Genomic DNA, 20,291 nt, shown 5'->3' with positions numbered 1-20,291 from the left:
GGACAATTTTCTTCAATCTTTTTTTCTTTATGTTGAAAATAAAAAAACTCTCAGAAACGCCGAAATATCAATGTTTCTAAGAGTTTAATGACTTGCTATCTTTCACAAACTTCTTCAATTTTTTATATTTTTAGGAGTTTGTCTACGTTCGGAGCGGTTTATCCGCTTTTTTTGTTAGATTGGTTTTCTTTCAAAGGCATCGGTAGAGATTCCTTGAGAAAGGATTAGTTTGGCCCATTCTTTAGCTGAATGAAGGCTGTGGTCTTTGTAGTTACCGCATGATTCAATGGTTGTCCCAGGAACATCCTCCCAAGTGATACCTTCTGCAATTTCTTCCAAAGTCGACTTGATGACTTGAGCAATCTTTTCAGAGTCTTGTTTTCCCCACATAATCATGTGGAAACCTGTCCGACACCCGAAAGGAGAACAGTCGATTAGCCCATCGATGCGCTGGCGAATTAGTTTAGCTAATAGATGCTCGATGGTATGTAGACCAGCTGTATCCATTGCATTTTCGTTGGGTTGGATAAGGCGAATATCAAAGTTTGTAATAATGTCTCCTTTGGGTCCGACTTCTTCAGAAATTAAGCGGATGTAAGGTGCTTTTACAATAGTGTGGTCTAGCTCGAAGCTTTCGACAGTGACTTCTTTTTTCATGGTTTCCTCCAAATAAGTGATGAATTTATTATACCATATTTGACAATTTGGAATTGTGAAATCGTTTCAAATATGATAAAATAGATACAGATTTTGTGAAAATCGAATTATAAAAAAAGAGGTAGAAATATGGATATCATTACAGTAGTAGTGACACTTGTTTCTGCTCTCATTGGTTTAGTATTAGGTTACTTTGCCATTTCTTTGAAGATGAAATCTGCAAAAGAAACTGCAGAATTGACACTTTTAAACGCAGAACAAGAAGCTAGTAATGTTCGTGGTCGAGCAGAAGAGCAAGCTGAGGTTATTCTAAAAACAGCTGAGCGCGATCGCCAGACCTTGAAAAAAGAATTACTCTTGGAAGCTAAGGAAGAAGCTCGTAAGTACCGAGAAGAAATTGCAGAAGAATTTAAGTCAGAACGTCAAGAGTTGAAGCAAATCGAATCACGCTTGACAGAGCGGGCGACCAGCTTGGACCGCAAAGACGATAATTTGACCAACAAGGAAAAGACTTTGGAACAAAAGGAACAAAGTCTGACCGATAAAGCTAAGCACATTGATGAGCGTGAACAAGAAGTTGTAAAACTCGAAGAACAAAAAGCTTTGGAGTTAGAACGAGTGGCGGCCCTCAGTCAAGAAGAGGCGAAGGAAATCATCCTTACCGATACACGTGATAAACTGACGCATGAAATTGCGACTCGTATCAAGGAAGCAGAGCGTGAAGTAAAAGAACGTTCTGACAAGATGGCAAAGGACTTGTTAGCCCAAGCGATGCAACGCATATCAGGTGAATATGTGGCTGAGCAGACGATTACATCGGTTCATTTACCGGATGATGCGATGAAGGGACGGATTATTGGACGTGAGGGTCGAAATATTCGTACCTTTGAAAGTCTTACAGGTATCGATGTTATCATTGATGATACACCAGAAGTGGTTGTTCTATCAGGTTTTGATCCGATTCGCCGTGAGATTGCCCGTATGACCATGGAGACCTTGCTTCAAGATGGTCGTATTCATCCGGCTCGTATTGAGGAATTGGTTGAAAAACACCGTGTGGAAATGGACAATCGTATTCGTGAGTATGGGGAAGCTGCTGCCTATGAAGTTGGGGCACCAAACCTCCATCCAGACTTGATTAAAATCATGGGACGTTTGCATTTCCGTACCTCTTATGGACAAAATGTTCTTCGCCACTCAATCGAAGTTGCTAAATTAGCAGGTGTACTTGCTGCTGAATTGGGCGAGAATGTGAATTTGGCCCGTCGAGCTGGTTTCCTACATGACGTTGGTAAAGCTATTGACCGTGAGGTGGATGGAAGCCACGTTGAAATCGGTACAGAATTGGCTAAGAAATATAAAGAGAATCCAATTGTTATCAATGCGATTGCTAGTCACCATGGCGATGTAGAAGCGACAAGTACTATTGCAGTTATTGTGGCTGCGGCAGATGCTCTGAGCGCTGCTCGTCCAGGTTCGCGTCGTGAATCTATGGAAGCCTACATCAAACGTCTGCAAGACTTGGAAGAAATCGCCAACAGTTTCGAAGGGATTAAACAATCCTATGCTATTCAGGCTGGTCGTGAAATTCGGATTATCGTTCATCCTAACAAGGTCACTGATGATCAGATTACCATTTTGGCCCATGATGTTCGTGAGAAAATTGAAAATAATCTGGATTATCCAGGAAATATCAAAATCACAGTTATTCGTGAAACAAGAGCAACAGATGTTGCTAAGTAAATGTAGAAGAGTCCGAAGGGCTCTTTTTCTACTGGCTCAAAGTTCGTTTTGGGTTGGGAATAGAAAATATTCTAATCGTATTTAAAAGCAGTTGAAATTCATGCTAAATTTTGTTACACTAGAATGAAAGATTTAAAAGGAGATATCATGAAAGAGCGAGGCTTACTCATTGTCTTTTCTGGCCCATCTGGTGTTGGAAAAGGAACAGTTCGAAAGGAAATTTTTGAAAGCTCTGATAATAAATTTGAATATTCTGTATCCATGACGACACGTCCACAGAGACCGGGAGAAGTTGATGGAGTTGACTATTTCTTCCGTAGTCGTGAGGAATTTGAAGATTTGATTCGCCAGGGTCAAATGTTGGAATATGCAGAGTACGTTGGAAATTACTATGGAACACCTCTGACCTATGTCAATGAAACTCTTGATAAGGGAATTGATGTCTTTTTAGAAATTGAAGTACAGGGTGCCCTCCAAGTGAAGAAAAAGGTTCCAGATGGGGTGTTCATTTTCTTGACACCACCTGACTTGGAGGAGTTGCAAGATCGCTTGATTGGTCGCGGAACGGATAGTGAGGAAGTTATTGCTCAACGTATCGAACGTGCCAAGGAAGAGATCGCCTTGATGCGTGAGTATGATTATGCAGTTGTGAACGATGAAGTCCCGTTGGCTGCTGAGCGTGTCAAGCGTATTATCGAAGCAGAACATTTCCGTGTAGACCGAGTGATTGGTCGCTACGATGAAATGATTCGTGAACAGATAGCAGAACGATAAAAGAAAGAAGAGAGAATCGCATTATGATGTTGAAGCCGTCAATTGATACCTTGTTGGATAAGGTACCATCTAAGTATTCTTTGGTTATTCTTGAGGCTAAGCGTGCCCATGAATTGGAAGCAGGTGCCAAACCAACTCAAGAATTTACCTCAGTGAAATCCACCCTACGCGCCTTGGAAGAAATTGAATCAGGTAATGTAGTCATCCACCCAGACCCAGAAGCGAAACGTGAGGCTGTTCGTCGCCGTGCCGAAGAGGCTAAACGTTTGGCAGAAGAAGAAGAGCGTAAAATCAAAGCTCAAATTGCTAAAGAAAAAGAAGAAGGCGAAAAGATTTAGGAACAAGACTCGGTTGGGATTGCCATCCGGGTTTCTTTTCACTTTCGGAATGATGAAAGTTTTGACAGAAAGGAGCTAGGTCATTTAGTTTATCTTTTAATATTTGCTCCAACTAATAGTTGGAGGTTATACATAAAGTGAACCTTGTTCGCATTAGAAGGTGAAATAAATGGAGATGGTATGTTAGCACAGATTATTGTAGACGTCCCTTTGATGCAGACAGATCAAGCTTATTCCTATCGCGTTCCAGCTGAGTTGGAAGAGGGGCTCATGGTTGGCGTGCGCGTCCATGTACCCTTTGGTAAGGGAAATCGGCTGATTCAAGGGATTGTGGTTGACTTGATTGATGAAGATGATGAAAATAACTTACAAGACTTGAAAGAGCTTGCCGAGGTTTTGGACTATGGTCCTGTTCTCAATCAAGAGCAATTTTGGTTGGCGGACCAGATGAGGAAGTCGGTCTTCTCCTATAAAATTACTCTCTTAAAATCCATGTTGCCCAGCTTGCTCAATTCGACCTATGACAAATTGCTCCGTCCAGGGCTTGGCTTGGAAATGGCAGAGCAGATCAGTCTGTTTGGTGATAAGGAGCAGATTCGTTTTTCTGACTTGGACGTGACAGAGCAAGGGAAAATCATGCGTCTGGCCCAGTCAGGAAAAATCTTGGTAGACTATATGGCCAAAGATAAGAAGCAAATCAAGACGGAAAAATGGTACCGAGTTTGTCTGGAGAAATTGCGAGAAGCAGACATTAGCAATCGGGCTAAGAAACGGCAGCAGTTAAGGGAATTTCTTCTGGAACATTCTGAAGACCAGCTCCTTTCAAACCTAAAATCGGACTATTCGGCTGATACGCTCCGCTATTTCCAAGAAAAAGGCTATATAGAAATCTGGGAAGAGGAAGTGTCGCGGACTCAGGGTGTTTTTGATAAGGTGGAAAAAACACAGGCCTTAGATTTGAATCCAGAGCAGGCGATTGCGGTTCGTGAGATTGTGACCTCTATCGGTCAGGAAAGTCAGACATTTCTACTGCAAGGAGTGACTGGCTCTGGGAAGACGGAAGTATATCTCCAGGTTATTGATAGGGTTTTAAAAATGGGGAAAACGGCCATTATGCTGGTGCCTGAAATATCCTTGACCCCTCAGATGACCAATCGTTTTATTTCTCGTTTTGGCCAGCAGGTTGCTATTTTGCATTCGGGCTTGTCTGATGGAGAGAAGTATGACGAGTGGAGAAAGATTGAGGCGGGAAATGCCCAGGTGGTTGTCGGGGCTCGTTCGGCTATTTTTGCACCATTGACAAACTTGGGTGTTATCATCATTGATGAAGAGCATGAGGCGACCTACAAGCAGGACAGCAATCCACGCTATCATGCGCGTGATGTGGCAAAGTTGCGGGCTGATTATAATCGAGCGACCCTGGTCTTGGGGTCTGCTACGCCGAGTCTTGAAACACGGGCTCGGGCTAGTCGGGGAGTCTATGGAAGATTGACTCTTAACCAGAGGGCTAATCCCTTGGCTCGTATTCCAGAAGTGGAAGTTGTGGATTTCCGTGATTATATCGGTCAGCAGGAGGCTAGTAATTTTACCCCTGTCTTGATTGAAAAGATTAGAGAAAAGCTGGCTCGTAAGGAACAGGTCGTTCTTATGTTGAATCGGCGTGGTTATTCTTCTTTTGTCATGTGTCGTGATTGTGGGAGTGTTGACCAGTGTCCCAACTGTGATATTTCCCTGACGCTCCACATGGACACAAAAACGATGAATTGTCACTATTGTGGTTTTCAAAAGGGGATTCCTCAAACCTGTCCAAACTGTCAAAGTCGTTCTATTCGTTATTATGGGACGGGTACGCAAAAGGCCTACGATGAATTGCAGGAGCTCTTGCCAGAAGCTAGAATTTTGCGTATGGATGTGGATACTACCAAGAAAAAAGGTGCTCATGAGGACTTACTCGAACGGTTTGGTCGAGGCGAAGCGGATATTCTTCTGGGAACCCAGATGATTGCCAAGGGCTTGGATTTTCCAAATGTGACGCTTGTTGGGGTGCTCAATGCTGATACGGCTCTGAATCTGCCTGATTTTCGGTCTTCTGAGCGGACCTTCCAGTTGCTAACTCAGGTAGCTGGTCGGGCCGGTCGAGCTGATAAGGAGGGGGAGGTCCTGATTCAGACCTACAACCCCAATCATTATGCCATTGTTTTTGCCAAAGAGCAGAATTATGAAGGTTTCTATCGTTATGAGATGGGCATTCGGAAAAATCTTGGTTATCCACCTTACTATTTTACGGTTGGTCTAACCTTTTCGCACAAGTCGGAAGAATTTGTCGTGAAAAAAGCCTATGAAACTGTAGCCTTTCTCCGTCAACACTTAACAGATGCAATTCAAATCTTGGGACCGACGCCCAAGCCCATTGCCAGAACCCATAATCTCTACCACTACCAGATTATCTTGAAATACCGGCATGAAGACCGTTTGGAAGAGGTCTTGAACCAGATTTTGGATTGGACACAGGAGAGAGAAAATCAAGATTTGCGGCTGATTATTGACAATGAACCGCAGAATATGATGTGAGGTCACTATTGACCTTGCATTTTTTGTTTTAAAAACCTTTAATTAAGGAAAAAATAAGCAAAAATGGTATAATTAGGGGATAGTATAATTGATATGAATCAGAAAATGAAAAGGAGATGAGAACACGAATATGACAAAGTTGATTTTTATGGGAACGCCAGCGTTTTCAGCGACGGTCTTAAGAGGGCTCTTAGCTGATGGAAATTATAACATACTGGCAGTTGTAACCCAGCCAGACCGAGCTGTTGGACGAAAAAAAGTCATCCAAATGACACCTGTGAAAGAAGTAGCCTTGGAATACAATTTACCAGTCTATCAACCAGAGAAGCTATCAGGAAGTCAAGAAATGGACGAGCTGATGAATTTAGGAGCAGACGGGATTGTGACGGCAGCTTTTGGGCAATTCCTACCAACCAAATTATTGAACTCAGTTGACTTTGCAGTCAATGTTCATGCTTCTCTTCTTCCTAAATACCGTGGCGGTGCTCCTATCCATTACGCTTTGATTAACGGTGATGAACGTGCCGGCGTAACCATCATGGAAATGGTCAAGGAAATGGATGCCGGCGACATGATTTCCAGCGATAGCATTGCTATTGAAGAAAGCGACAATGTCGGTACCTTGTTTGAAAAGTTGGCTGTTGTTGGTCGGGATTTATTATTACAAACCTTACCAGCCTATATTGCTGGTGACTTGAAACCAGTCGCTCAAGATCCAGAACAAGTAACTTTCTCGCCAAATATTCAGCCAGAAGAAGAAGTGCTTGATTGGAACAAGTCAGCTCGTCAACTATTTAATCACATTCGCGGTATGTACCCGTGGCCCGTTGCACACACCTATTGGCAAGGGGAACGTTTTAAAATTCAAGAAGCTGTAGAAACAGAAGGTGAAGGACCAGTTGGTCGGGTTATTGCTCGAAGCAAGAAAGAATTGATCATTGCGACAGGTCAGGGAGCCCTTTCTCTGAAAACTGTCCAGCCAGCTGGTAAGCCAAAAATGACCATTGCAGACTTTTTAAATGGTGCAGGTCGAGATATTGCAGTAGGAGATCAATTTGGTGATCAATAAACATGAAACAGCAAGAAATCTAGCCTTATCTGTATTGGAACAAGTCTTTGATCAAGGAGCTTACTCGAACATCGCTCTCAATAAGGCCCTAGAATCTTCTCGTTTATCAGCACAGGACAAGGGCTTGGCGACCGAGTTGGTTTATGGGACGGTTTCTCGTAAAATTACCCTAGAGTGGTATTTGGCACATTTTATCGAAGATAGAGAAAAGTTGGACACTTGGGTCTACTATCTCCTCATGTTGAGCCTCTACCAGTTGGTATATTTGGACAAATTGCCCCCCCACGCAGTTGTCAATGAGGCAGTTAATATTGCCAAGCGAAAGCCTGGAACTGACAAATTTGTCAATGCTATTTTGCGTAAGCTTAGTCAGGATTCGTTGCCGAAACCAGCAGATATTAAAAGAAAGAACAAACGTTTATCCGTTCAGTATTCTGTGCCAGTTTGGTTGGTCCAAGCCCTGATTGCAGAATATGGCGATGAACGTGCAGAGAAGATTTTCCAAAGCTTACATGATCGGAATAAGGCCAGCGTACGCGTGACAGATGGTCAACAAGTGGAGCGATTGGCAGAGGAGCTAGGCGCCCAACACTCACAGTTATCACCAGTTGGGTTGGTTAAATCTCATGGACACTTTGCGGGGACAGATTATTTCAAGGAAGGGCTTATCACTATTCAAGACGAAACCAGTCAATTGGTAGCTCCGACTTTGGATATTCAAGGAGATGAAATCATCTTGGATGCCTGTGCAGCTCCGGGTGGAAAGACCTGTCATATGGCAAGCTATCTTACGGATGGAAAAGTTTATGCGTTGGATTTATATGATCATAAACTAAACCTGATTGAAGAAAACGCACTTCGTTTAGGTCTAGAAGATAAGATTGAGACCAAACGTCTGGACGCCAGTCGTGTTCATGAAACATTTGGCCCTGATACCTTTGATAAGATATTGGTAGACGCCCCTTGTTCAGGTATTGGACTCATCCGCCGTAAGCCAGATATTCGTTATAACAAGGCATCGATGGACTTTGATTCTTTAAAGACTATCCAGTTACAGATACTGGACAGTATTTGCCAAAGCTTGAAAATTGGTGGTATAATAACCTATAGCACATGTACGATTATTGCTAAGGAAAACCAAGAGGTTATTCAAGAATTTCTGCAAAACCATCCCAATTTTGAGCAGGTGACACTAGAACACCCTCAAACAGATATTATGGTGGATGGCTGCTTGTTGATAACCCCTGAACAGTATAAGACAGATGGATTTTTCATCGGTCAACTTAGACGAAAATCCTAGAATAAGAGGAGGAAGTTGCTTAGCAACGATAAAAATTATGGAAATTGCATTACTTACTGATGTAGGACAGAAACGTTCGAACAACCAAGACTATATCAATCGCTACAAAAACCGTGCAGGGATTGATTTGGTCGTATTAGCTGATGGAATGGGTGGTCACCGTGCCGGCCATATTGCTAGTGAAATGGCAGCAACAGATTTGGGAGCTGCTTGGGTTGATACTCAATTAGTGACCTTAAATGATGTCCGTGAATGGATGGTTGCAATCATTGACGCTGAAAACCAAAAGATTCATGAACTTGGACAGACAGAAGAATACAAGGGGATGGGAACAACGCTTGAAGCAGTTGTTGTCATCGACAACCAAATGATCTATGCCCATGTCGGAGATTCACGAGTTGGATTGATTAGAGATGGCGAATATACACGTCTAACCAACGACCATTCGCTGGTAGGTGCCCTTGTTCGAGCTGGTCAGCTCACAGAAGAAGAAGCACAGCGTCATCCTCAAAAAAATATTGTAACGCAGTCCATCGGACAAGCCGAGCCAATTGAACCAGACATTGCTTTGAAAACCCTTGAGGTTGGAGATTACGTCCTTATTAACAGCGATGGCTTAACCAATATGGTACCAACCGAGGACATTCGTGATATTGTATTGAGTGATGTTTCAATTGAAAGCAAGGTAGAAACACTTGTACGTTTTGCCAATAATGCAGGCGGTCTAGATAATATTACAGTAGGTTTGCTTCACATTACGGAGGAGGCTAGGTAATGATTCAAATCGGTAAGATCTTTGCCGGTCGGTATCGAATCGTTCGGCAAATTGGTCGAGGCGGTATGGCAGATGTTTACCTAGCAAGAGATTTGATTTTAGATGGAGAAGAGGTTGCCGTTAAAGTTCTTCGGACCAACTATCAGACAGATCAAATTGCTATCCAGCGTTTTCAACGTGAAGCGCGTGCCATGGCAGAACTTGACCATCCCAATATCGTTCGTATTTCGGACATCGGCGAAGAAGATGGTCAACAGTATCTGGCTATGGAATATGTCAATGGCCTCGATTTAAAACGTTATATAAAAGAAAATGCACCACTCTCCAACGATGTTGCGGTGCGAATTATGGGACAGATTCTCCTTGCTATGCGAATGGCGCACACGAGAGGAATTGTCCATCGAGATTTGAAACCTCAGAACGTCCTTTTGACTTCCAATGGAGTCGCTAAAGTAACAGACTTTGGTATTGCAGTTGCCTTTGCTGAAACGAGTTTGACACAAACCAACTCCATGTTGGGTTCTGTTCACTATCTTTCACCTGAGCAGGCGCGTGGTTCGAAAGCAACCATTCAAAGTGACATTTATGCGATGGGAATCATCCTTTTTGAAATGTTGACGGGTCGCATTCCCTATGATGGAGACAGTGCTGTGACGATCGCTCTTCAGCATTTCCAAAAACCTCTCCCATCTGTTAGAGAAGAGAATGCCAACGTACCTCAGGCTTTAGAAAATGTTGTACTAAAAGCAACGGCTAAAAAATTAAACGAGCGCTATAAGTCGGTTGCAGAAATGTATGCAGATTTAGCTTCGGCTCTATCCATGGATCGTCGGAATGAACCTAGGGTTGAACTAGAAGGGAACAAGGTTGATACAAAAACCTTGCCAAAACTCTCCCAGGCCAATGTTGAAACGAAAGTACCGCATACAAACAGTTCTGCTCAAGTTTCTGCGACGGATAAGGGGGCTGGTAAGAAAGAAGTGGCGAAGTCGGGAAATAAGCCTATTTCAAAACCAAGACCAGGTATGCGTACACGCTACAAAGTCTTGATAGGGGCTATTTTGTTAACAGTCATAGCGACTGGACTCATGTTTTTCAACACTCCACGAACAGTTACCGTCCCTGATGTGTCTGGTCAAACCGTTGAAAAAGCTACTGAAATGATTGAAGTAGCAGGATTGGAAGTCGGAAATATCACAGAAGAAGCGACCGCAACTGTAGATGAAGGATTGGTAATACGAACCTCTCCGGCTGCAAAGACGACCAGACGTCAAGGGAGTAAGATTGATATTGTAGTAGCAACGGCTGCGCTGTCATCTATTCCAGATGTGGTGGATAAGGAGTCTGATACTGCACGGCAGGAATTGGAGGCTCTTGGTTTCCAAGTGACAATAAAAGAAGAATATAGCGAAAAAGTTGCCCAAGGACTCGTCATCAAAACAAATCCAGAAGCAAATAGTTCTGCTGAGAAGGGGGCAAAAATTACCCTTTACGTTTCCAAAGGAGTGGCGCCACAAGTTGTTCCAAACGTTGTTGGAAAAAGTCAGGAGAATGCTACTCAAGTTCTTCAGACAGCAGGATTCAGTGTTGGAACTATTACTCAGGAATATAGCTCATCTGTTACTGCGGGTCAGGTTATCAGTACAGATCCCGTTGCCAATACAGAATTGGCAAAAGGTTCTATCATCAATCTAGTTATTTCAAAAGGAAAAGAGTTGGTTATGCCTGATTTAACATCTCGCAATTACACCTATTCACAGGCGCGTAGTCAATTACAAGCCTTGGGTGTCAATGCGGAAAATATTGAAAAACAAGAAGATAGAAGTTATTATTCAACGACAAGTGATATTGTCATTGGACAATATCCTGCTGCTGGAGCAACAATTGATGGAACAGTTACCTTGTATGTCTCCGTTGCATCAACCAGAACCAGTAGCGATTCTTCAACAGGAAGTTCCACAAGCACAAGTACTTCAACAGATAGCGGACAATAAAGATGAATAAGGTTGGGTAGATGCCCAATGTCATTAAGCTAACTAACCTATCATATTTTGTGGTAGGTTAGTTTTTTATGTTACACTAAAAATAGAAGGGGGAAGGTCATGCTAGATCAGATTAAAGCTCATCTATACTCTTCGAAAATCAAAATTATCCGTTGTCAACTTGCCTTGAACTAAAAGTAAACTAAAACTATATATCAGTCAGTCCTATATTTCCTACTTTGGATGGAGTTCTTTTACTTATTTTTTGTTACAATAGTATAGAAAGGATGGAGAAGATGCGGAAAGTTCAATTTTTTCTACTAATAGAAAGTATGATTTTTACGATGGCAGCCTTTGACGTGGTAGCCAATGAGGCCAGTCGGACCCTGCTACTTTTCTCTGCCTTATTACTCATCATTTGGTACTTCCTAGGAAGAAAAGTTAATAGCGTTTTACTGGTTAGCTCCTTATCTCTATTATTTTTGGTCTTTGTTTTAAATCCCTTCTTCATTATTGGGATTATGCTACTAGTCGTGTACATGCTGATTAATTTCTTTTCACGTTATGAAAAGAGAAACCAATATACCCACATTGTTTTTAGTGACTATTCTTTACAGGTTCAAAAAGAGAAAAATAGATGGTTTGGCAACCACGACCACTCTCAAGATAGGTTTGGTTTTGAAGATATTAACATTGTACGCTTGTTTGGCAATGATGTAGTTGATTTGGATAAGACTGTATTAGTTGGCAGAGATAATATTGTTGTAATTCGTAAAACGTTTGGACGGACAAAAATTATTGTTCCAATTGATGTTGAGGTTGCACTTTCAGCAACTAGTATCTATGGACGAGTAAGTTTCCTGGGTGAATCATACTGGGATTTGCGGAATGAAAGTATAGCGGTCAATAGTCCCGATTATCAAGAATCACACAAACGTGTAAAAGTCGTTACCAACAATATACTGGGAGATGTGGAGGTGGTTCGCGTATGAGAAAACGTACCTACCTACTCCTCGCCTGGTTTGCCTGTCTTATTGTTTTTGTGGTGATTGCTTCCACCCTCCCACTTTTAAATTATTCATTGCTAGATGTTACGCTCTGGATTTCAACGGAGCAGCTCGTGTTTACTCTCATTCTACTAGTTATTGTTTTGACTCTTTTTCTAGCTGTAATGGTACAAACTGTCAGCCTAGCCTCCACTCAGGTTATGCGGACGAAGTTACAAGCTATCTTGAAGAATAAAAGTATTCGAACAGATACCGAAAGTGATCAACTCTTGCTCCAGTTGTCTGATAAGGTCAGAAACCTCACACGTCAGGTGCAGCTGGTTGACAATCAAGATTTAGTCAAGAAAGAAGAGATTGTTGAGGGAGAACGGAAACGGATTGCCAGGGATTTGCATGATACGGTTAGTCAAGAGTTATTTGCAACGAGCATGATTTTGTCAGGATTATCGTCCAATCTATCCACTCTTCCGCAGGAAACCTTGCAGGAACAGCTGATGCTCGTGAAAGACATGATTGAGTCTGCCCAAAGAGACCTACGCATCCTATTATTACATCTACGCCCAAGTGAACTTGAAAGTAAAACCTTGGTTGAAGGATTTGAGCTGATTTTGCGTGAAGTTAGCGACAAAAGTAATATTATCGTTCATTTCCAACATGAAGTAGAGGAGCTACCGAAACTAATTGAAGAACATCTCTTCCGCATTGCGCAAGAAATTATCAGTAATACCTTGCGACATGCCAAGGCCAAGCATTTGGATGTTTACCTCTTGCAGAAGGAAACAGAACTGCAGTTGAAAATGACAGACGATGGTATCGGCTTCCAACAAGGTGCAGATGATGAATTAAGTTACGGTCTTCAAAACATACGTGAGCGGGTTGAAGACATGGCTGGAACGATAAAAATTCGCACAGCCCCAAATAAGGGAGTGGCGATTGATATTCGTATCCCACTATTGAAAGGAAAAGAAGATGAATACGATTCGAGTGATGCTGATTGACGACCATGAGATGGTTCGTCTAGGATTGAAAAGTTACTTAAATTTACAGCCAGATGTTGAAGTAGTTGCAGAAGCTAGTGATGGCGAGGAAGGTTTGGCTAAAGCATTAGAGGTTAAACCCGATGTTGTAGTGATGGACTTGGTTATGCCCAAGATGACTGGCGTAGAAGCAACCCTGGCCTTGCTGAAGGAGTGGCCGCAAGCGCAGATTGTCATCCTGACCTCCTACCTAGATAATGAAAAAATCTATCCTGTGCTGGAAGCAGGAGCTCGTGGCTATATGTTGAAAACGTCAAGTGCTGACGAAATCTTAGCAGCCATCCGCAAGGTAGCTCTTGGAGAATATGCTATTGAGACAGAAGTAGAGAAAAAAGTAGAGCACCATAAACGCCACCCAGATTTACATGATGACTTAACAGCTCGGGAACGTGAAATCTTGACGCTGTTAGCCAAGGGATATGATAATCAACGAATTGCAGATGAGTCCTTCATTTCCTTAAAAACTGTTAAAACCCATGTTTCCAATATCTTATCCAAACTAGCTGTGAGCGACCGTACTCAAGCAGTTGTTTATGCTTTCCAGCATGGTTTGGTGGCGCAAGAGGACCAATAATGGTATAATGAAAATTAGTTAATTTTCAACCAAAGGATAGTGGAATTATATGGATGCAAAACTCAGATATAAGGCAAAAAAAATAAAAATAGTCTTTTTTGACATTGACGACACGCTACGTGTGAAGAATACAGGCTACATTCCTGAATCAATTCAGCAGGTTTTCAAATCACTGAAAGAAAAGGGAATTTTGACAGGAATTGCGTCAGGACGAACGCCTTATGGTTTGGTGCCAGAAATCAAGGCCTTAAAGCCAGACTTTTTCGCTATGATTAACGGCTCCTACGTAGAAGATGCCAAAGGTCAGGTAGTGCACCATCAGCCAATGTCCCAAAATTTAGTAGAATCTGTATTAAATTGGGCTAAAGAAATTGGAATCGAATATGGTATGCTTGGTAGTCAAAAAGGGACACTTTCTGCACGAACTGACCGCATTAGTCAAGTAATTGACTTGATTTATGAAGGTTTGGAAACAAATCCAACTTTTTATAAAGAAAATGACATCTATCAATTGTTAACTTTCGAGAAAGATGGTCACGAAGTAGAACTTCCAGAAGAGTTGCAAGCGGAATTGCGTAGTGTTCGCTGGGATGCTATTTCATCGGACATTGTGCTAAAAGGCTCTTCCAAAGCAACTGGTGTTGCTAAGGTTGTTGAAAAACTAGGCCTGAAACCTGAAAATGTCCTAGTGTTCGGAGATGGACTCAACGATATTGAGTTATTCGATTATGCAGGAATTAGTATCGCTATGGGACATTCGCATCCAGAACTGCAAAAGCATGCAGATTATATCACAAAAAAAGTAGAAGAAGATGGCATTTTCGATGCCTTGGAGAAATTAGGTATGGTAGAAAAAGAAAAATATTTCCCGCAATTAGATTTGGAAAATGTTACAGGGCCAGTTGCGCATATCAAGACTAACCACGGTAAGTTAACAGTAAAACTCTTCCCTGAAATTGCACCCAAAACTGTAGCAAATTTCGTAGCTCTTTCTAAAGATGGCTATTATGACGGAATTATCTTCCATCGTATTATCAAAGACTTTATGATTCAAGGTGGCGATCCAACCGGAACAGGTATGGGTGGTGAATCTATTTATGGTACTGCGTTTGAAGATGAATTTTCAATGGAAGCTTTTAATCTCAGAGGAGCCTTGTCAATGGCCAATGCAGGACCAAATACAAATGGAAGCCAATTCTTTATCGTTCAAAACCAAAACTTCCCATACAATGCGAAAGAATTAGAACGAGGCGGTTGGCCTAAAGAAGTTGCAGAAGCCTATGTCAAAAATGGCGGGACACCACATCTAGACCAACGCCACACAGTGTTTGGTCATCTAGTTGATGAAGAATCCTTCGTCGTCTTGGATGCTATCGCAGCGGTTGCAACAGATTCAGCAGATCGTCCACATGAAGATGTTGTAATTGAGACCATCGAAATAGAGGATTAAGATGAAAATCGGAGATAAACTCAAGGGGACGGTAACGGGCATTCAGCCGTATGGAGCCTTTGTACAATTAGAGAATGGGACGACGGGCCTGATTCATATCTCGGAAATCAAAACAGGTTTTGTTGATAATATTTATGATCATTTAAAATTGGGGCAAGAGGTTTTGGTACAGGTAGTTGACTTTGATGAATATACTGAAAAGGCTAGTTTATCAATCCGGACCTTAGAAGAAGAACAACAAAAAATTCCGCGTCATCATCGTTTTACAAATGAACGGAATAAAATTGGTTTTTCCCCTTTAGCAAAACAACTTCCGAAATGGATTGAGGAAGCTAAAGGCTATCTCAAAGAACACAAAGAAAAGAAGGTATAGGATGCATTCCTAACCTTCTTTCTTTTTACTCATTGAACTCGTAAAGAGCTGTTGACAAGTAACGTTCTCCGTTATCAGGCAAGATTGCTAACACTTTTTTTCCAGTTCCCAACTCCTTAGCGACTTCGATAGCAGCGTGAATTGCTGCACCTGAAGAAATACCAACTAAGAATCCTTCTTTTCCACCGATAGCACGACCTGTAGCTAAGGCATCATCGGATTTGACACGAATAATGCCATCATAGGCGCTAGTGTCCAAGGTATCTGGAATAAAACCTGCCGAAATACCTTGAATCTTGTGTGGACCAGGTGCTTCACCAGATAAGACAGCTGATTCATCAGCTTCGACAGCATAGATAGCAATATCTGGATTTGCTGTCTTCAAAACATGCGAAACACCTGAAACGGTACCACCAGTACCAACGCCAGATACAAAGGCATCTAAACCAGTTGTTCCAAAGTCTTCCAAAATTTCCTGTCCTGTTGTATCTTCGTGAACTTTTGGATTGGATGGATTAGCAAATTGGAAAGGAACCCAGCCATTTTTTTCTTCAGCAATCTCTTTTGCTTTGGCGATAGCCCCCTTCATCCCTTCGCTACCAGGAGTCAAGACAAGTTCAGCTCCATAAGCTTGGATAATCTTGCGACGCTCAACACTCATGGTTTCAGGCATGACGATAATCACCTTATAACCTTTTGCGGCTCCAACCCAAGCAAGACCGATACCAGTGTTACCACTTGTTGGCTCAACAATAGTATCTCCAGGTTTGATGGTACCAGCCTTTTCAGCATCTTCAATCATAGCCAAGGCGATCCGGTCTTTTACAGAAGATCCTGGGTTGAAAGCTTCCAATTTGACATAGACCTCAGCAGCTCCTTCAGGTACAATATTGTTAAGTTTGATAATCGGAGTTTTTCCAACTAATTGCGTAATATTTTGATAAATAGCCATAAGGCACCTCCAAATAATGTTATTATACATTATATAGTAGAAAGTCAAAAAAGGATAATATAAAAAAACTATCTCGCCGATAGCTTTTTTTAATAGACAGGTACCTCCACGATTCGAGAGTTGGTTTTTCGTGCGGATACTTTTCCGTGGTAAAAGTCAGTAAGACTTGCTAATGTTTGTTCAAGGAATTCTTTATCGACAAAAATCATGGTTGAAACTTCGGTAGTAAACTGGGTATCAAATTCTTCCAGACCTTGCTCAGCTCGCCAATTGGCAAACTCTTGGTATTGGGCGTAGGACATACTAATGGAAATACCTTCCTGCTCCTTAACTTCCACAACACCGATCTCCTTGACTGCATTAGCCACTGCTCCAGCGTAAGCACGAATAAGTCCGCCTGCCCCTAGTTTGATACCTCCAAAATAGCGGGTAACCACCGTTGCGACATTGGTCAGATCGTGATTTTCTAAAACCGTCAGCATTGGCACACCAGCAGTACCAGACGGCTCCCCATCATCTGAGGAACGCTTGATTTCCATATTTTCTCCAAGGACAAAAGCAGAGCAGTTATGAGTAGCCTTGTAATGTTCTTTCTTGATCTTGTTGATAAAGTTGCGAGCTTCCTCTTCGCTGGTCACTCGTTTCATAAAGCAGATAAATCGTGACTTTTTAATTTCTTCCTCAACAATACCATCTTCTCTAATTGTTTTAAATTCTTTCATAACCAAATTGTACTAATTTTTTTTAAAACTGACAAGAAATTCCGAATAAATAAGCGATGAAAGAATTAGAAAATTATTATGGAAGATTATTTACCAAATACCAATTGACGGCAAAAGAAAGAGAAATAGCAGAAAAAGTGCCAAGTATTACAAAAAAGAATAACTGCTTTCGCTGTGGAACAACTTTTGAAGAAGAAAACAAATTGCCAAACGATGCTTATTACTGTCGAGCCTGCTTGCTTCTAGGCAGAGTGCGGTCAGACGAAAAACTCTATCATTTTCCTCAGAAAGATTTTCCAATCACTAAGTGTTTAAAGTGGAAAGGTCAACTAACTGATTGGCAACAAAGAATTTCAGATGGACTAGTTGCAAACGTGGAAAATAATCGTGCGACATTGGTTCATGCAGTAACAGGAGCAGGTAAGACAGAAATGATTTACCACACCGTTGCCTCAGTGATTGATAAAGGCGGAGCGGTTTGCCTAGCCAGTCCTCGAATTGATGTTTGTATCGAACTCTATAAACGTCTGCAAAATGACTTTTCAGTTCCAATTAGTTTACTACATGGAGAGTCTGAACCTTATTTCCGAACTCCATTAGTTGTAGCAACCACACATCAGTTATTAAAATTTTATCAGGCCTTTGATTTGGTTTTGATTGATGAAGTAGACGCCTTTCCCTATGCGGATAATCCCATGCTCTATCAAGCAGCAGACAATGCGGTCAAGGAAGCCGGTGTTCAAGTTTTTCTGACAGCAACTTCAACAGATGAATTGGATAAAAAAGTAAGAACAGGCAAATTAAGCCGTCTTAGTTTGCCAAGGCGATTTCATGGCAATCCGCTTGTTGTCCCGCAAAAAGTCTGGTTTAGTAAATTCGATGATACCCTAAAGAAAAATAGACTAGTCCCAAAGTTGGAAAAAGCAATTGAAGAACAGAGAAAGTCGGGCTTTCCCTTACTCATTTTTGTCCCAGAAATCTCCAAAGGTCAAGAATTTACCAAGATAATGAAAAAAACATTCCCAGAAGAAACAATTGGCTTTGTATCCAGTCAAACAGAAAATCGCCTTGAAATAGTTGAAGGTTTTCGCAAGAGAGAAATCACAGTATTAATCTCGACTACTATTCTTGAACGTGGGGTGACCTTCCCATGTGTAGATGTCTTTGTTGTTCAAGCCAATCATTACCTCTACACAGCGTCAAGTCTTGTTCAGATTGCAGGCCGGGTCGGCAGAAGTATGGAACGTCCGACTGGGTTACTCCAGTTTTATCATGAGGGAAGTACAGGAGCTATTGAAAAGGCAATCGCTGAAATTAAACAGATGAACAAGGAGGCTGGATATGTCTAATTGTCTATTGTGTGATCAAGCTATGAAAAATAAAACAAGATTTTCAGATCTCATCTTCTTTAGTAAAGAAAAATCGGGCACCTGTGAAGAATGTTTTTCGACTTTTGAGGAAATAGCAGAGCAACACTGTCCACATTGTTATAAAAATGGGGAATCGGAAAGTTGCAAGGATTGTCAGTACTGGCAGAATCAAGGGAAACCAGTTGTCCACACAGCTTTGTACCAATATAATCAAGCGATGGCACATTATTTTAGTCGCTACAAATTTCAAGGAGACTATGTTTTAAGAAATATTTTTGCTAAAAAGCTTAGAATAGCGTTAAGCCAATTTCCTGACTACACAATTGTTCCCATACCAATTAGTCAAAAACGACTATCAGAACGTGGGTTTAATCAAGTGGAAGGACTTTTGGATGCTACAAATATCCCCTATCAGTCCCTTCTTGGAAAGTATGAAAGCCAAAAACAATCGTCTAAAAATCGAGCAGAGAGACTAGAAGCAAAACAGATGTTCTATCTATTAGATGAAAAAGAAGTGCCAGAAAAAATATTATTATTCGACGATATATACACAACAGGAGCCACAATCCAACTTGCTGTAGAACTTTTCATGAAAATTGGTAGGAAAGAAATCAAAACATTTTCACTAACACGATAAGAAAACGGTTGCAATATTCCTATAATGTGGTATAATAATAGTGAAGAAAGGCGAAAGCCAAGAAAGAGGTACTAATATGATTAAATTCAGTATTCGTGGAGAAAACCTTGAAGTTACAGATGCACTTCGCACCTATGTAGAAGAGAAAGTGGCTAAGATTGAGAAATATTTCAATGAAGAACAAGAGTTGAATGCTAAAGTAAATCTAAAAGTTTACCGTGACAAGCGCGCAAAAGTAGAAGTAACAATTCCAGTTGGAGCAGTTACACTTCGCGCAGAAGATATTTCACAAGAAATGTATGGCTCTATCGATCTTGTAGTAGATAAGATTGAACGCCAAATTCGTCGTAACAAAACTAAGATTGAACGAAAACATCGTCAAAAAGTGGCAACTGGTCAAGTCTTTACAGATGAACTTGTTGAGCAAACAGGTGAGGAAGTAAAAGTGGTTCGTACTAAGCAAGTAGACTTGAAACCAATGGATATGGAAGAAGCAGTCCTCCAATTGGAGTTGCTCGGACATGATTTCTTCATCTATACAGATGCTAATGACGGTACAACAAATGTATTGTATAGACGTGAAGATGGAGATTTGGGTCTTCTAGAGGTACGTCAATAAAGATAATAAAACAGTTGCAGTTTTTGCAGCTGTTTTATCATTTTCAAAAAACCTGTTGACAATGTGTATAAGTCGTGATAGAATAAATGAGTTGTCACTTGAGGGGCTAGTCAGTAGCGGAATGAAAAAAGTTTCAAAAAAGTGTTGACAAGTCCAGTAGAAGATGATAGAATAAATGAGTTGTCTCTTGAGTAACTAGTTAACAGAGGAACGAAAAAAAGTTTCAAAAAAGTGTTGACAAAGTTTCCAAGAAATGATAAACTAAGATAGTTGTCGCGAGATCGCGATAACGAACAAGACCTTTGAAAATTAAAGAAGACGAACCAAACGTGCAGGGTGAT

General features: G+C 41.3%; 19 protein-coding genes. 16 read left to right on the top strand and 3 right to left on the bottom strand.

Annotated elements, in window-relative coordinates; translation table 11 throughout:
* Positions 1-174 precede the first annotated feature (174 nt).
* Positions 175-657, bottom strand: coding sequence for an S-ribosylhomocysteine lyase (locus tag ODU39_RS09280; RefSeq protein ID WP_105148059.1), 483 nt, complete (start codon positions 655-657; stop codon positions 175-177).
* A gap of 129 nt (positions 658-786) precedes the next feature.
* On the opposite strand from ODU39_RS09280, the gene ODU39_RS09275 reads away from it, so the two are divergent.
* The 13 genes from ODU39_RS09275 (at position 787) to ODU39_RS09215 (ending at position 15,650) form a co-directional block, all read left to right on the top strand.
* On the top strand, positions 787-2,400 hold the full coding sequence (locus ODU39_RS09275; protein WP_024384085.1) for a ribonuclease Y: 1,614 nt from the start codon (positions 787-789) through the stop codon (positions 2,398-2,400).
* A gap of 147 nt (positions 2,401-2,547) precedes the next feature.
* Positions 2,548-3,174, top strand: coding sequence for a guanylate kinase (gene gmk / locus ODU39_RS09270; protein WP_004194155.1), 627 nt, complete (start codon positions 2,548-2,550; stop codon positions 3,172-3,174).
* Between the two features lie 23 nt (positions 3,175-3,197).
* Positions 3,198-3,512: a DNA-directed RNA polymerase subunit omega gene (rpoZ, locus tag ODU39_RS09265; protein ID WP_004194153.1), complete on the top strand. Its 315-nt coding sequence runs from the start codon at positions 3,198-3,200 to the stop codon at positions 3,510-3,512.
* Between the two features lie 180 nt (positions 3,513-3,692).
* Positions 3,693-6,083 carry a primosomal protein N' gene (locus ODU39_RS09260; RefSeq protein ID WP_398580299.1) on the top strand — a complete coding sequence of 797 codons (2,391 nt, stop codon included), beginning with the start codon at positions 3,693-3,695 and terminating at the stop codon, positions 6,081-6,083.
* Positions 6,084-6,213: 130 nt separating this feature from the next.
* On the top strand, positions 6,214-7,152 hold the full coding sequence (gene fmt / locus ODU39_RS09255; protein ID WP_398580300.1) for a methionyl-tRNA formyltransferase: 939 nt from the start codon (positions 6,214-6,216) through the stop codon (positions 7,150-7,152).
* A complete protein-coding gene (gene rsmB, locus ODU39_RS09250) occupies positions 7,139-8,452 on the top strand; it encodes a 16S rRNA (cytosine(967)-C(5))-methyltransferase RsmB (RefSeq protein ID WP_398580301.1) in 1,314 nt (437 codons plus the stop codon). The genes fmt and rsmB overlap by 14 nt, the downstream gene beginning before the upstream one ends.
* A 37-nt stretch (positions 8,453-8,489) precedes the next feature.
* The gene (locus tag ODU39_RS09245; protein ID WP_004194145.1) at positions 8,490-9,227 is read left to right on the top strand and encodes a Stp1/IreP family PP2C-type Ser/Thr phosphatase; all 738 of its coding nucleotides are present in this window, start codon (positions 8,490-8,492) and stop codon (positions 9,225-9,227) included.
* The gene (gene pknB, locus ODU39_RS09240; protein WP_398581424.1) at positions 9,227-11,221 is read left to right on the top strand and encodes a Stk1 family PASTA domain-containing Ser/Thr kinase; all 1,995 of its coding nucleotides are present in this window, start codon (positions 9,227-9,229) and stop codon (positions 11,219-11,221) included. The genes ODU39_RS09245 and pknB overlap by 1 nt, the downstream gene beginning before the upstream one ends.
* A 320-nt stretch (positions 11,222-11,541) precedes the next feature.
* The gene (gene liaF / locus ODU39_RS09235; RefSeq protein WP_226317727.1) at positions 11,542-12,201 is read left to right on the top strand and encodes a cell wall-active antibiotics response protein LiaF; all 660 of its coding nucleotides are present in this window, start codon (positions 11,542-11,544) and stop codon (positions 12,199-12,201) included.
* On the top strand, positions 12,198-13,214 hold the full coding sequence (locus tag ODU39_RS09230) for a sensor histidine kinase (RefSeq protein ID WP_105135491.1): 1,017 nt from the start codon (positions 12,198-12,200) through the stop codon (positions 13,212-13,214). The genes liaF and ODU39_RS09230 overlap by 4 nt, the downstream gene beginning before the upstream one ends.
* Positions 13,186-13,827: a response regulator transcription factor gene (locus ODU39_RS09225; protein WP_172078683.1), complete on the top strand. Its 642-nt coding sequence runs from the start codon at positions 13,186-13,188 to the stop codon at positions 13,825-13,827. Before ODU39_RS09230 ends, ODU39_RS09225 begins: the two co-directional genes overlap by 29 nt.
* Before the next feature lie 49 nt (positions 13,828-13,876).
* Entirely contained in the window at positions 13,877-15,277 is a 1,401-nt protein-coding gene (locus ODU39_RS09220) for a bifunctional Cof-type HAD-IIB family hydrolase/peptidylprolyl isomerase (RefSeq protein ID WP_398580302.1), read from the top strand.
* 1 nt (position 15,278) lies between these two features.
* Positions 15,279-15,650 (top strand): S1 RNA-binding domain-containing protein, encoded by a 372-nt coding sequence (locus tag ODU39_RS09215; protein ID WP_002937017.1) that lies wholly within the window; start codon positions 15,279-15,281, stop codon positions 15,648-15,650.
* A 25-nt stretch (positions 15,651-15,675) separates the two neighbouring features.
* Here ODU39_RS09215 and cysK read toward each other — a convergent pair whose 3' ends face one another.
* Together cysK and ODU39_RS09205 are read right to left on the bottom strand one after the other, a co-directional pair.
* A complete protein-coding gene (gene cysK, locus ODU39_RS09210) occupies positions 15,676-16,602 on the bottom strand; it encodes a cysteine synthase A (RefSeq protein WP_398580303.1) in 927 nt (308 codons plus the stop codon).
* Between the two features lie 89 nt (positions 16,603-16,691).
* Positions 16,692-17,324 carry a YigZ family protein gene (locus ODU39_RS09205; RefSeq protein WP_398580304.1) on the bottom strand — a complete coding sequence of 211 codons (633 nt, stop codon included), beginning with the start codon at positions 17,322-17,324 and terminating at the stop codon, positions 16,692-16,694.
* 56 nt (positions 17,325-17,380) lie between these two features.
* Here ODU39_RS09205 and ODU39_RS09200 point away from each other — a divergent pair, with 56 nt between their 5' ends.
* The 3 genes from ODU39_RS09200 to hpf all read left to right on the top strand — a co-directional run bounded on the left by ODU39_RS09200 (position 17,381) and on the right by hpf (position 19,950).
* Positions 17,381-18,673, top strand: coding sequence for a DEAD/DEAH box helicase (locus ODU39_RS09200; protein ID WP_398580305.1), 1,293 nt, complete (start codon positions 17,381-17,383; stop codon positions 18,671-18,673).
* Positions 18,666-19,331 (top strand): ComF family protein, encoded by a 666-nt coding sequence (locus tag ODU39_RS09195; protein ID WP_044693833.1) that lies wholly within the window; start codon positions 18,666-18,668, stop codon positions 19,329-19,331. Before ODU39_RS09200 ends, ODU39_RS09195 begins: the two co-directional genes overlap by 8 nt.
* 76 nt (positions 19,332-19,407) lie before the next feature.
* Positions 19,408-19,950, top strand: a complete 543-nt coding sequence (gene hpf, locus ODU39_RS09190; protein WP_014637536.1) for a ribosome hibernation-promoting factor, HPF/YfiA family — start codon at positions 19,408-19,410, stop codon at positions 19,948-19,950.
* Positions 19,951-20,291: the final 341 nt, after the last annotated feature.

It is taken from the genome of Streptococcus sp. 2021WUSS126, from assembly GCF_044427255.1.
GTDB classification, from domain to species: domain Bacteria; phylum Bacillota; class Bacilli; order Lactobacillales; family Streptococcaceae; genus Streptococcus; species Streptococcus hashimotonensis.
Note: the sequence above shows the minus strand (reverse complement) of the source record. Positions and strands in the feature narration are given on the sequence as shown.

Coding starts and splice junctions, on each gene's coding strand:
- cysK (WP_398580303.1), bottom strand. CDS start 16,602: ATGGCTATTTATCAAAATATTACGCAATTAGTTGGAAAAACTCCGATT.
- gmk (WP_004194155.1), top strand. CDS start 2,548: ATGAAAGAGCGAGGCTTACTCATTGTCTTTTCTGGCCCATCTGGTGTT.
- ODU39_RS09205 (WP_398580304.1), bottom strand. CDS start 17,324: ATGAAAGAATTTAAAACAATTAGAGAAGATGGTATTGTTGAGGAAGAA.
- ODU39_RS09260 (WP_398580299.1), top strand. CDS start 3,693: ATGTTAGCACAGATTATTGTAGACGTCCCTTTGATGCAGACAGATCAA.
- ODU39_RS09215 (WP_002937017.1), top strand. CDS start 15,279: ATGAAAATCGGAGATAAACTCAAGGGGACGGTAACGGGCATTCAGCCG.
- ODU39_RS09245 (WP_004194145.1), top strand. CDS start 8,490: ATGGAAATTGCATTACTTACTGATGTAGGACAGAAACGTTCGAACAAC.
- ODU39_RS09220 (WP_398580302.1), top strand. CDS start 13,877: ATGGATGCAAAACTCAGATATAAGGCAAAAAAAATAAAAATAGTCTTT.
- ODU39_RS09225 (WP_172078683.1), top strand. CDS start 13,186: ATGAATACGATTCGAGTGATGCTGATTGACGACCATGAGATGGTTCGT.
- fmt (WP_398580300.1), top strand. CDS start 6,214: ATGACAAAGTTGATTTTTATGGGAACGCCAGCGTTTTCAGCGACGGTC.
- rpoZ (WP_004194153.1), top strand. CDS start 3,198: ATGATGTTGAAGCCGTCAATTGATACCTTGTTGGATAAGGTACCATCT.
- liaF (WP_226317727.1), top strand. CDS start 11,542: ATGATTTTTACGATGGCAGCCTTTGACGTGGTAGCCAATGAGGCCAGT.
- hpf (WP_014637536.1), top strand. CDS start 19,408: ATGATTAAATTCAGTATTCGTGGAGAAAACCTTGAAGTTACAGATGCA.
- ODU39_RS09280 (WP_105148059.1), bottom strand. CDS start 657: ATGAAAAAAGAAGTCACTGTCGAAAGCTTCGAGCTAGACCACACTATT.
- ODU39_RS09195 (WP_044693833.1), top strand. CDS start 18,666: ATGTCTAATTGTCTATTGTGTGATCAAGCTATGAAAAATAAAACAAGA.
- ODU39_RS09200 (WP_398580305.1), top strand. CDS start 17,381: ATGAAAGAATTAGAAAATTATTATGGAAGATTATTTACCAAATACCAA.
- ODU39_RS09230 (WP_105135491.1), top strand. CDS start 12,198: ATGAGAAAACGTACCTACCTACTCCTCGCCTGGTTTGCCTGTCTTATT.
- ODU39_RS09275 (WP_024384085.1), top strand. CDS start 787: ATGGATATCATTACAGTAGTAGTGACACTTGTTTCTGCTCTCATTGGT.
- pknB (WP_398581424.1), top strand. CDS start 9,227: ATGATTCAAATCGGTAAGATCTTTGCCGGTCGGTATCGAATCGTTCGG.